Origin of the sequence: Micromonospora sp. NPDC049374, assembly GCF_040677165.1 — a bacterium.
Lineage (GTDB): Bacteria > Actinomycetota > Actinomycetes > Mycobacteriales > Micromonosporaceae > Micromonospora.
Genome location: NZ_JBFAQH010000025.1, coordinates 56284 through 67170, shown reverse-complemented (window position 1 = coordinate 67170; position 10887 = coordinate 56284). Strand labels below are relative to the sequence as shown.

8 protein-coding genes are annotated in these 10887 nt (G+C 71.6%); 4 read left to right on the top strand and 4 right to left on the bottom strand.

What is annotated here, in order from left to right; all coding sequences use genetic code 11:
• Nucleotides 1–324: 324 nt before the first annotated feature.
• Nucleotides 325–1221 (bottom strand): LysR substrate-binding domain-containing protein, encoded by an 897-nt coding sequence (locus AB0J93_RS28375; RefSeq protein ID WP_363925402.1) that lies wholly within the window; start codon nucleotides 1219–1221, stop codon nucleotides 325–327.
• 101 nt (nucleotides 1222–1322) lie between these two features.
• Between AB0J93_RS28375 and AB0J93_RS28370 the strand changes: the two genes are divergently transcribed.
• A complete protein-coding gene (locus tag AB0J93_RS28370) occupies nucleotides 1323–2360 on the top strand; it encodes a hypothetical protein (RefSeq protein ID WP_363925401.1) in 1038 nt (345 codons plus the stop codon).
• Between the two features lie 155 nt (nucleotides 2361–2515).
• On the opposite strand, the gene AB0J93_RS28365 is transcribed toward AB0J93_RS28370, so the two are convergent.
• Nucleotides 2516–3394, bottom strand: coding sequence for a hypothetical protein (locus AB0J93_RS28365; protein WP_363925400.1), 879 nt, complete (start codon nucleotides 3392–3394; stop codon nucleotides 2516–2518).
• 181 nt (nucleotides 3395–3575) lie between these two features.
• Between AB0J93_RS28365 and AB0J93_RS28360 the strand changes: the two genes are divergently transcribed.
• From AB0J93_RS28360 to AB0J93_RS28350, 3 genes are all read left to right on the top strand, one after another.
• Complete coding sequence (locus AB0J93_RS28360; protein ID WP_363925399.1) at nucleotides 3576–8153, top strand: hypothetical protein; 4578 nt, start codon at nucleotides 3576–3578, stop codon at nucleotides 8151–8153.
• Nucleotides 8154–8243: 90 nt separating this feature from the next.
• Nucleotides 8244–8744, top strand: a complete 501-nt coding sequence (locus AB0J93_RS28355; protein WP_093402519.1) for a hypothetical protein — start codon at nucleotides 8244–8246, stop codon at nucleotides 8742–8744.
• A 92-nt stretch (nucleotides 8745–8836) separates the two neighbouring features.
• Nucleotides 8837–9220, top strand: coding sequence for a hypothetical protein (locus tag AB0J93_RS28350; RefSeq protein ID WP_363925398.1), 384 nt, complete (start codon nucleotides 8837–8839; stop codon nucleotides 9218–9220).
• A 60-nt stretch (nucleotides 9221–9280) separates the two neighbouring features.
• On the opposite strand, the gene AB0J93_RS28345 is transcribed toward AB0J93_RS28350, so the two are convergent.
• The gene (locus AB0J93_RS28345; RefSeq protein WP_363925397.1) at nucleotides 9281–10141 is read right to left on the bottom strand and encodes an anti-sigma factor; all 861 of its coding nucleotides are present in this window, start codon (nucleotides 10139–10141) and stop codon (nucleotides 9281–9283) included.
• Complete coding sequence (locus tag AB0J93_RS28340; protein ID WP_363925396.1) at nucleotides 10138–10836, bottom strand: sigma-70 family RNA polymerase sigma factor; 699 nt, start codon at nucleotides 10834–10836, stop codon at nucleotides 10138–10140. The genes AB0J93_RS28345 and AB0J93_RS28340 overlap by 4 nt, the downstream gene beginning before the upstream one ends.
• Between the last annotated feature and the right edge of the window lie 51 nt (nucleotides 10837–10887).

Genomic DNA, 10887 nt, shown 5'->3' with positions numbered 1-10887 from the left:
GCAACTCGCCTCCATGATCGCCACACTGCGGTCGACCACCCCTGAGTGTGACCACGGCCAGGCGAACGGCTGAGGGGTGCAGTTGATGTACAACGCCCGCAGCCCAGTGAAGGTTCGGCGCCTCCGGTGGGTCCACGTAACGAGTGTCCAACGCTGCGGCCTGCGCCAAACCGGCCGGTCAATGGGTCGGTTCCTGGCGGGGTAGCGCGCCCGATGCACGCGGCGCTCACCTCACTGGCGATCACACCTGGTGATTGCATCGACAACTGTCCGGCGGCACGGCGATCGTGACAGTCCCGTACCGAAGGGCCGGGACGCCGAGGGCTACCCCGCCCAGCCGCGCTGCCGCGCGAGTTGGGCAGCCACGTCGACGACGACCGCAGCGGCCGGCGGCAGCGCATCGTGTCGCCACATCAGCTCCAGGTCCGACGCCGGGAGGTCGTCGGTGAGGGTGAGGACGACGCCGTCGACCGTGGGCAGCGCGGCAAGCGACCGGGGGACCAGCGAAAACCCGGTGTCCTCGGCGATGCCCACACGACGCCAGCCGAGTTGCTGGCAGTCCCGGATGTCGAACGGCACGCCAGCGCGGGCGCAGGCGGCGACTACGGCAGCGCGGTAGCCGGGCGTCAGGTGTTCGGGCGGCAGGTTGAGCGGGCCGATCCGCAGGTCGCTCAGTGCCGCGGTCGGACGCCCGGCAAGCGGATGCCGGGGACCGACGACGGCGACCAGCGGTTCCCGTCGTACCGTCTGCCGGGCGAGGTCCGACTGAGCAGAGGCGCCCCGCGACAGCACCAGGTCGAAGCGGCCCGCGCGCAACCCGGCCTCGAGTTCGGTCGGCCACGCCTCGCCCGTGCCAACGGTGATGTCCGGATGCGTCGCGCGCAGCGCGTCCAGCAGTTGCGGCACCACCTCGTCCGCAGCGCTGACGACGATACCGATGCGCACCGTACCGGCGTGGCCCCGCCCGGCCGCCCGCGTCGCCCGGACCATCGCGTCCGTGTCGCTCAGCACCTTGCGCGCGGACGCCACGAAAGCCGTCCCGGCCTCGGTGAGGCGGGTCGGCCGGCGGGTGAACAGCGGTACGCCGAGTTGCCGCTCCAGGTCGCGGATCTGCCGGCTCAGCGGCGGCTGCGCCATGTGCAGACGCTGCGCGGCCCGCTCGAAACTGCCCTCCTCGGCGACCGTGACGACGTACCGCATGAGGCGTAGGTCCACCGACATACCGCGAAGGTACCCGCTCATACCTCATGGATCTTGTCGTGATTTCGCACCGGGGCCACGCTCGATGCGACAAGCCGAATTGGAAGGGAACTGTACGAAACATGCGACGACTACTCGCGATTCTGATCGTCCCGGTGCTCGGCGCGCTCGGCGCCGTACCTGCGCCGGCATCGGCGTCTGTGCCGACCTCGACGTCCGCTGCCGCCAGCCCGCGGCCGGTCAGTTACGTCCTGCCCGGCGACGACGCCTACCCCGAGGGCATCGCCCACGACCCCCGGAGCCCGTACTTCTACGTCAGCAGCCTGACCGACGGGCGCATCTACCGCGGTGACGTCCGCTCACCGCGAACCACGGTGTGGCTGCCCGGCAACGCCGCGGACGGCCGGACCACCGCCGGCGGGATGAAGGTCGACCATCGCGGCCGGCTCATCGTCGCTGGCGGAGGAACCGGGTACGTGTGGGTGTACGACACCCGGACCGGTGCACTCCTGCACCGCTTCGCCACCGCTGCGCCGAATCCCATGCTGAACGACGTCGCCCTGACCGCCAACGGCGACGTCTACGTCACCGACTCGTTCCAGCCGACCCTCTACCGGATCCCCGCAGCGGACCTGCGCGGTGGCACCGGCACCACCAGGACGCTCCCCTCCTTCCTCGACCTGCGCGGCACCAGCATCGACTGGAACGCCGGGTTCAACCTCAACGGCCTGGTGGTCACCCACGACCAGCGCCACCTCATCGTCGCCGACTACAACGACGGCGCGCTGCACCGCATCGACCTGCGGCGGCGCACGGTCCGAGCGATCGACCTGGGCGGCGCCGCGGTGCACGGCGACGGCCTGCTCGTCCGTGGCCGCACGCTCTACGCGGTCAGCAACATCGACGGGAACGGCAACACCGTCAACGTGCTGCGGCTCAACCACCGCGCTGACCGGGCAACGCTGCTCGGGCGACTGACCGACCCCGCGCTGCACGGCCCGTCGACGGCGGCGTTCGACGGCCGTGATCTCCTCGTGGTCAACTTCCAGTACGGGGCAGAGAATCCGGTGCTGCCGTACACGGTGGTGCGGCTCGGTGCGGGACTTCCTTGGCCTGCCGTGTCCGAGGGACGGGCGAAGCCCGACTACCGGCTGTCCTGACCGGTCTCCCGGCTGGACCTGTGCTTCTCCCCTCATAGGTGGGGCGACCGGGGCCGACACCCGCGCTTCGGGCGTCGGCCCCGGTCACGGCACCAGGTCGATCCGATGGCCCGACTTGGGCCGCCGGTGCCGCTCACCCTGCTGGTGGGCTCAGCTCAGTCCGCCTGATCCGCCACCTCCAGTGCCGCCCGGTAGCCCACGTGCTGCACGACGATGTCCACGTCGAGTGCGGACTGCACCGCCCGGGCGACGTCCTCCCGGACCGTCGCGAGCGCCGTGGTGCCGAGGTCGGTCAGCCAGGCGCGCAGCAGCAGCAGGCGAAGTTCCGAGGCGGCCAGCTCGGCGACCTCCAGGCGACCTGCCTGCTCGGCCCGGGCCAGCAGGCGCTCGGCGAGCAGGGCCGGTGCCTCGAGTTCACGGCCGATGAGGCACAGCACCAACCGATGCTGCTCCATCCGCGCGGCCAGCGCGTCGGCGACCAGCACCACCCCCGTTGACGCCCAGTGCCGTACCACCGGATTGTGCCGGCTCACCACCCCCATGAGTGGGCTCAGCTCGCGCCCGTCGGCCTGACGGCGCAGTTCGAGCAGGTAGCTGGCGGTGAGCGCCTGAAGCCGGCGTTGCGCACGCTGCACCGGGTTGAGTGCGGCCACCCGCCGTACACCGCCGGACAGTGGACGCAGGGACTGCAGCGCCCGCTTGGGCGAGTCCTCGAACGCCTCCACCACGTCCTGCTCCAGTTCGGCGCGCTCCTCGGCGGTGAACGCCTCGCCGGCGAGGAACTCGGCGAACGCGACCGTCTCCGCCAGGTGGCCACGGGTCAGCCGGTATCCGCGACAAGCCACGACGACCGTGGCCGCCTCCGAGGGGTCGACCGACACGACGCCCCGCGGGAAGCCGCTCGCCTGCTCCAGCCAGTGCTCGGTGGCCAGCGGGGTACCGGCCCATCGGCGGGCGGCGTCACCACGGGCCTGCTCGGCATCGAACAGCGGTGTCGCTGCAACCGCGGGCGCTGCACTGACCTGTGTGGACATGGTGACCTCCGGAAGCCGGTGACGCGGAATGTGCCGGACCGGGCGGCCCGGACATCCCGCATTCGCCGGCCACCCGCTGCGCGGTTCCCCGGCGCGGGTAGGGAACCGGTCCACGCCGCCACGGCGAACCCCGGCTGTCGCGACCCTCGCCAAGGGACGCGTTGGGGGAAGGAGCCGGACGATGGCGTACGTCGGTATCGACAGTCAGGGCGCGCGGACGCTGGGCGGGGTACTGCGCGACACCGGGACCCGCGCGGAGGCGGTGCGGCGCCAGGTTGTCGGCGCGCTCAACCTCGCCGAGTTGACCAGCCAGGCGCCCCTGCAACTCGCCCTCGTCCAGGACGGGTTCGCCACCCTGGGCGCCGGTGTCATCGACAAGGCCGAACTCGCCGAGCAGTTCGCGATCGACCCCCGGGGGGTGGCCATCGGCCTCGGCGAGACCACAGCCGAACTCGGCAGTGTGCTCAGCGCGCTGCTCGGCTTCGCCGGCCCACGGGATCTGCGGGCCGTCCTCGTCGGCCTCGCCCCGGCCGGTACGAACGCGGCGCTGGACGCGGCACTTGCTCGCCTGTCCCCGGTGCTGGTGCCGGCGCTGCTGGCCGGACAACGGCCCGACCTCCCCGCAGAACTGCTCCCCGACCTGCGAGTGCTGGCCATCGCGTTGGGCATTGAACACGTCGGACCGCCGGTGCCGCCGGTGGACGGGGAGCAGACCGGCCGTGGCTTCCTCGGCCTGTTCCGGCGCCGGGCCGAGCAACGCACCACCGAGGTGTTCTGGCAAGACTTCTGGTCCGACGGCCGGACCGTCGACGACGTGCTGGTCGACCCGGAGCGACTGCTGGACTGGGTCGCCAGCACCGTCGAACTGGACCACCGCCTCGCCCGCGCGGCAGACCTCCCGCGACTGGGCGACATACTGGCCACGCACGACTTCGCCACCGCCGAGAGCGCACCGGCCGAGCTGGCCGCGAAGATCGCCGCTGCCGAGATCGAGTTCGCGGCGATCGCCGACTGGCTGCCCGCACACCTCGTGGGCCGGGACGCCACCGCGCCCGATGACACTCAGCTCCGGCAGACCCTGGCCTTCGCCGCCCGGGTCGGCTGGACCGACCCCGGTGCCGCAGCCGCGACCGAGTCGGCGCGGTTCGCGGCGGCGGCAGCGTTCCTGCGCGCCAACCGGATGCTGCAGAGCGCGCTGCTGCCCACCGGATTCGAGGGTGACACCGACCCGACGGCGTTCTTCAACGAGGCGGGCATCGATCTCGTCCTGCGACTCGGCCGCAAGGCAGGGGTCATCGACGAGTCGTACACCGTCGGCTTGGCCGGGCTCGTGGACCGGGCGATGACCGGTGCCGGGGTCGATCTGAGCAGCACGACACCCATCGAGCTGACTGAGCCGATCCAGCAGCAGCTCTTCGCGCTGGTCGCGAGTCAGATCCCCCGCTCGATGGTCGAGTCGCCGACCGTCCAGGCCCAGTTCGTGGGGGCGCTGAGCTACCTTCGGGGCGCGACCGACGGGCCGCAGTTGCACGAGCGCATCAACCGGGTCGTCGCGGCCTTCCGGTCGCTGGCCGTCGTCGGGGCTCCGGCGCTCACCGAACGCGAACTGAGCGCCGTGGTGGGTGGCAACGTGGTGGACGCACTCGGTCGCAGCCGGCTGCGGATGCGCAGCCGGGACGCGGTCGAGGGCAGCCCTGAGTTCCTGATCCTCGCCCGACAGTGGGGCATTCCCGGTGGCCGGAGTCAGGACCTCGGCAAATACAAGCTGACCTTCACCTTCGACGATCTCGGGGTGCTGACCGACGTCAGCCGGCGGAAAAAGAAGAAGAAGGGTTTCCTGTCCCGGATCTTCGACACCGTCAAGTCGATCGGCAAGGCCATCGTGACCGCCTGGAAGGACAACCCGTTCAAGGCGATCTTCCAGATCGGCAAGATCGCGCTCGGGGTCGCCAGTCTCGTCGTACCCGGCCTACAGGCCGTCGGGATAGCCACCCTGGCGGTCAACGCGGTCGAAGCGGTGAGCCATGCCATCGACGGCAACTGGCTGGGCGCGATCGGCGCGGGCCTGTCCGCCTTCACCGCCGGCGCCGACCTGCTGGGGGCGGCGGCCGGGGCGGCGAAGCTGGTGGGCCAGAGCAGCATCGTGGGCGATCTGTTCGACGCCGGCAGCACGCTGGACGTGCTGCGCAACGCCAAACGCGCCTTCGACATCGGTGCCTCGGTGTTCCAGGCGTCCCGGGCGGACACGGTGGTCGGTGCGCTAACCGCGGGGCTCGGCGCGGCCGGCAGCGTCCTGGGCAACGGCGGGCCGCTGCTGGCGAGCCTCGACCTGATCGACAAGAATCTCGCGCTCGACCTGGTGCGACTCGGGACGTCCGTCCGGGACGTCGCCCGACTGGTGACCCCGGCCGTCGGGGTGGTCCAGGCTCTCGACCGGGGCGACGCGTTGGCCGCGTTCGGCAGCGGCCTCTCGGTCGTCTCCGCCGGGGCGGCGGCGCTGCTCAATCCCAGGGGCGTCCTCGGTGACCCGAAGACGGTCGCCGGAACGGCGTTCGACTTCGACCCGAAGACCCGGACCGACCTGGCCGACCTGGCCAAGGGCACCGGGATCGCGGCGAATCTGGCGCAGGCCATCTCCGCGGTCGACGCGGGGCGTCCGTTCGCCGCCGGACAGGCACTGGCCCAGGCGCTGCGGATCGCCCGTACCTCGCCGCCGGGCGGGCCGGATGCGGCCCTGGTCGCGCAGCGCGTCGCCGAGGTGGGCGTCGTGCTGGAAGGGGTGTTCCGGGGGGTCGACCCGAGACTGGCCGCCCCCCTGGTCATGCAACGGCTCACAAGCGTGCTCGATTCACTGCGGCCGGCCGGCGTACCCGGCAGCGCCGCCACCGGACGCGAACCGCTCGCCCTCTTCGCCGGCGCAGCCACGACATCCGCGGCGACCACGACGTTCGGCCCGCCGCCGGGATCGACCGAGACGGCTCCGCCGAGCGGCACGGCGGCGACCGGCACCTTGGCTGGTGGGCGCGGAGAGAGCAGCCTGGCGGGCGGCGCCGGGGCAGACGTTCTGGCGGGCGAGGCCGCAGCGGAAACGCTCGGCGGCGGGTTCGTCCTGGCACAGGCCACCGGCGGGCCGGCCGCCCGCCCGCCCACCATGACGCTGCCGGGCGCGACGACGTCGATACCGCTGCAACCGGGAACGCAGTTCATCCCGCCCGGTGCGACGGTCGTGGGTCCCGATGGCACCGTGTACGGCGGCGACAGCGGATTGGGCCCGGATGCGAGACCCGGCGCGATCAGCGTACCGGGTGGATTGGCCCCCGCCCCTGGACGGCTCAAGCAGCTTCCCGGCGGCTACCGGCTCTTCTTCCTCGACCGTCCCGAGGACCTGCCGCAGAGCCGGCTGGACGACCTGGACGACCCGGGCATCGGTGGCGGTGGGACCCGCCTCGCCAGCCTCGTCGGCGCGTCGCTGCTCAGCGGGTCCACCAGCGACCTGCTGCTCGGCGGCCCTACCAGCGACCTGCTCGTCACCGGCGCCGCCGGCGTCCGGGACGAACTGGGACGGATCAACATTCCCGAGAACTTCGGTCGCGACCCGGATTCGCCGTTCTACGTCCCGGTGCCGGCCGAGCCACCGTTGCATCCCATCGGGAAGCTGTTCGTGCCGCCGGCTGACGGCCCGTCCCACGTCTGGGCGGCGCCGCAGAACCCGGCGTTCATCGCGAACCATGTCCTCGACGGCGGCTCGCGGACCAAGGAGTCCATCTTCAACATCGTGGGCTGGGGCGCCTCCGCCCAGGGGCCCCACAACGCGTCCGAGTCGGTCTATGTGGGTGTCCGCAACGGCTTGCTGCTGATCGACAACGACACGGCTCCGGTGGATGGTCTCACCATCGGCGGCGTTGCCGGCTTCTCATATCAGGGCGGCAACTACGGCCTGGTCACCTCGATTGCCGGCGAATTGAATCTCGGTCCGATTCTGGACCTGCGGCTACCCACCCTTGCCCTCGACGGGATGGCCGCAGTGAACATCCCCTTCATCGGTGCCGTCGGGTTCCGGGCCAACAGCGACGGGTTCCGGCTCGCCGAGCAGAGCGACTTCGCCGACGGCGTGGCCATCGGCCCGGGCGCACTGGTAACCGTCAAGTACCCGGTCAGCGGCGATCTCGCGGTGGAGCGCATCGCCGAACTCGCCGGAGTGTCGACGGCGGACGTGCGCATCGCGCAGCAGGCACCACCGGGCAGCCTGCTCGCGTTCGACGTGCGGGACGAGTTCCGCTCACCGTTCGAGCCCACGTTCGCGGACCGGCCCGGTTTCCCGGCCCCGGACATCGGGTCCGGGACCGACCTCGACCTCGACAGTGGCCTGCCGGACGGCTTCTCCGTCGATCCGGGCGGAGCGTACGCGCCGCCGCCGGACGACCTGTACCGCTACGGCACCGCAGGATCAACGGACCTGGCCAGCTGGGACGACGTGTCCGAGTACGAGCTACCCGATCTGTACCACACCGCATACGACACGATGATCGGCCTCGGGGCCCCCGAGGGCACCACCGTCGACTTCGGGCACGGCGCTGACTTCTGGGACCAGACGCAGCCCTCAGCGGCCTACGACGACGGTGCGCCGGCGCTGCTGGGACCGGCGCTCGATGCGATGGCCTGGGATACCCACCTGGAGTCGGTGCCCGGGATCACTATCGGCTACGACGAGTTCACGCCGCTCGACCTGGATGCCGACGACGGCTGGTCGGACTGGTGAGCGAGGGAACCGAAACGGTACCTGGCAACGAATGCAGACGACCGAGGCGACACCGGTCGCCCGGGAAGACCACATCGGGAGGTAGCAGTCATGAACGTCGGAATGCTCGGCGGCGATGTCGCCCAGATCCAGCAGCACGCCATCGCGTACCGCAGCCTCGGTGACAGTCTCGCCGCCTGTGGTGGCAACGTCGTCTCGACGACGGACAGTGCGGTCGCCGGTCTCCAGGAGCAGATCACCAACGCCCAGACCGCCGTGGTCTCGGCGCTGCTGGCGGTCAGCCAGGAGTCCCGCTCGGTGACCACGAGCTTCGGCGGCGTCCAATGGACCGGTGCCAACCGGGCCCAGGCCGAGGAGGTCGGCGTGGAACTCGACGCACGGGTCAACGAGACGACGGTGCGCGTACAGGAGATCTTCGAGACCTTCCGGGCCGACCTCGCCCGCCTCGGTGGGGAACTGAACGACGTGGCCACCCAGTTCAACGCCGTCGCGGTGGCGGCCGGCGAGTCGGCCGGATCGCTGGGACAGGCGATGGACGCGCAGGCCGTCCAACTCGACGAGATCATGAACACCGGGATCACCCGCGTCTGAGTGGTGGGGCGCCGTGCCCGGGGCCGGGGTTGGTGCTGACACCCCGGCCCCGCACGGGTGGCGCGGCACCGCGCCGGAAGGGAGCGTCGAAAGTGCCATTCGCGGAGGACTACGAGGCCGCGGCTACCGTCCTGGACGCGGCGGCCCAGATGGCCGGCACGCTCATGGAGCCCGCGCGGGCAGCGATCGGCGCCGGCTCCATGGTCGGTGGCCAGCTGACCAACATCGTGACGGACGAACTGGACGCCGCGGCCACCATCCTCGATCAGGTCGCCACGGAGCTGACCCAGCTCGCCGTCACCTGCTGGGAGCGCGCGGAAACCTGCCGGGAGGCGGCGGCGGCCGAACGCGACTACACCGCCGCGTACGAGGAGTACCGCACCGAGTTGCGGGACCGGCAGGGGCAGCCGGAGCCGGGCGACCCGCCCACGGCACCCCAGCCCCCGCCGGCCCCGCCGTCGTGGGCCAACCACTGAACGAGCGCTGTCCCGCTGGCGCGGTCACCGGTAGTGGTGGACCGCGCCAGCCTGCTGTGGTCAGGAGCCCAGTGCCGCCGTCATGACCACCAGGCCGGACGGGGTCGGCGGCGCTCCCTCCGTCTGGAGGGTGACGCTGAAGGTGGTGTAGTCGGCGATGTCCACGCCACTCCACAGCTCGATGGGTACGCCGCTGCGACGTTCGTGGAACGACCCGATCGGTACGGTGCCGCGCGGTCCCTTGAGCCACGCCGCGTAGTAGGAGCCCGGTGCCGCGGCGGGAAGCCCTTCCGGCTCCAGCACGACCGACGCCCCCGACGGGGTGTCCACGACGGACACCTTGCCGCGCGCTTGCGGAGCCAGGTCCGTGCCGGCCGCGACGTAGACGTCGGCGCGCGGTTGCGGGTCGAGCATCCGGTCGACGGCCAGAACACCAGCGGTGAACACCGCGGCGCCGAGGGCGACCGCGGGCAGCGCCCAGGTGAGCCGGCCCATCCGGGAACGCCACTGCGCCGGATGCCACCACCGAGGGCCGGGGTTCGTCGGCGGGGCCGGGGTGGCCGGGCCGACGGTCGGCGGCTCGGGCACGGACACCGCCCCGGGCACGGCCAGCGGCTCGGGCACGGACACCGCGCCGGGTACGGACAGCGGCTCGGGCGTCGGTTCGGCTACGCGCTGCTCGTCGGCGTGCGCCCGCACCCGGCTGAGGATGCTGTCCCGAAGTGCCGGCGGTGGACCGGACGCCCAGGTGGTCTCGGCACGCAACTCGGTGACCACGGCGGCCAGCAGGGCCGGGTCGGCGCTCTGCGCCGCCGCCTTCTTCCGCCCGGGGGTGCGCCTCGCGTGCCGATCGAGGTGCCCGGCCAGCATGTCCACGAACTGTTCGTCTGCGCCCCCGTCGGTCTGTGGTGCGGTGCTCACCCGTCGCTCCTCCCCTCGCTGCCCGCTCTACCGATTGTTGTTCGTCCCCCGCTGCCGGTCTGGTTCGCACCGTCGTCCAGCTGCGGAGGATCCCGCACATGGGCCAACAGGTCGGCCAGCCGCCGGTGCGCCCGGTGCGAGCGCGACTTGACCGTACCCAGTGGTAGGTCCAGCCGTTGGGCGATCTGCGCGTGGGTCAGGTCGTCGAAGAACGACAGCCGGATGATCTCCCGCTCGTGGTCGGCGAGCTGACGCAACGCCTCCTGCACCTTCCAGGACAACCATGCCACGTCCAGGTCGGGAGCCTCCACCACCGCGTCCTGCTCGGCCTCGTGGCCACCCCGGGTGGGACGCAACTCGCGCCGGATCAGGTCCAGCGCCGTGTACCGCGCGATGGTCAACAGCCACGGGCCGAGATCCCGCTCCGGGTCGTACGTCGACGCGGATTTCCACGCGCGGATGAACGTCTCCTGGAGCGCTTCCTGGGCGAGGTGGTCGGCGCGGGTGACCGTCATGGCGACGGCCCACACCGAACGCGAATAGCGGTCGTAGACCTCGCCGAGCGCATCGGCGTCCCCCGCCTGGAAACGCACGAGTACGGCGGACGGCAGCTCGCGCCGCCCGTCCCCCGTGTCCAGTGGTTCCGCCGACGAGCCGGACACGGCTGTCGCACCCGGCGCAGATCTTTCGGCCACCGATCCACGATACGCAATTGATCGCGCCTCGTGAATCTGCCGAATCTCGCG

Excerpts from the sequence above, each read along its gene's own strand:
- AB0J93_RS28375 (WP_363925402.1), bottom strand. The coding sequence starts at position 1,221 with ATGTCGGTGGACCTACGCCTCATGCGGTACGTCGTCACGGTCGCCGAG.
- AB0J93_RS28370 (WP_363925401.1), top strand. The coding sequence starts at position 1,323 with ATGCGACGACTACTCGCGATTCTGATCGTCCCGGTGCTCGGCGCGCTC.
- AB0J93_RS28365 (WP_363925400.1), bottom strand. The coding sequence starts at position 3,394 with ATGTCCACACAGGTCAGTGCAGCGCCCGCGGTTGCAGCGACACCGCTG.
- AB0J93_RS28360 (WP_363925399.1), top strand. The coding sequence starts at position 3,576 with ATGGCGTACGTCGGTATCGACAGTCAGGGCGCGCGGACGCTGGGCGGG.
- AB0J93_RS28355 (WP_093402519.1), top strand. The coding sequence starts at position 8,244 with ATGAACGTCGGAATGCTCGGCGGCGATGTCGCCCAGATCCAGCAGCAC.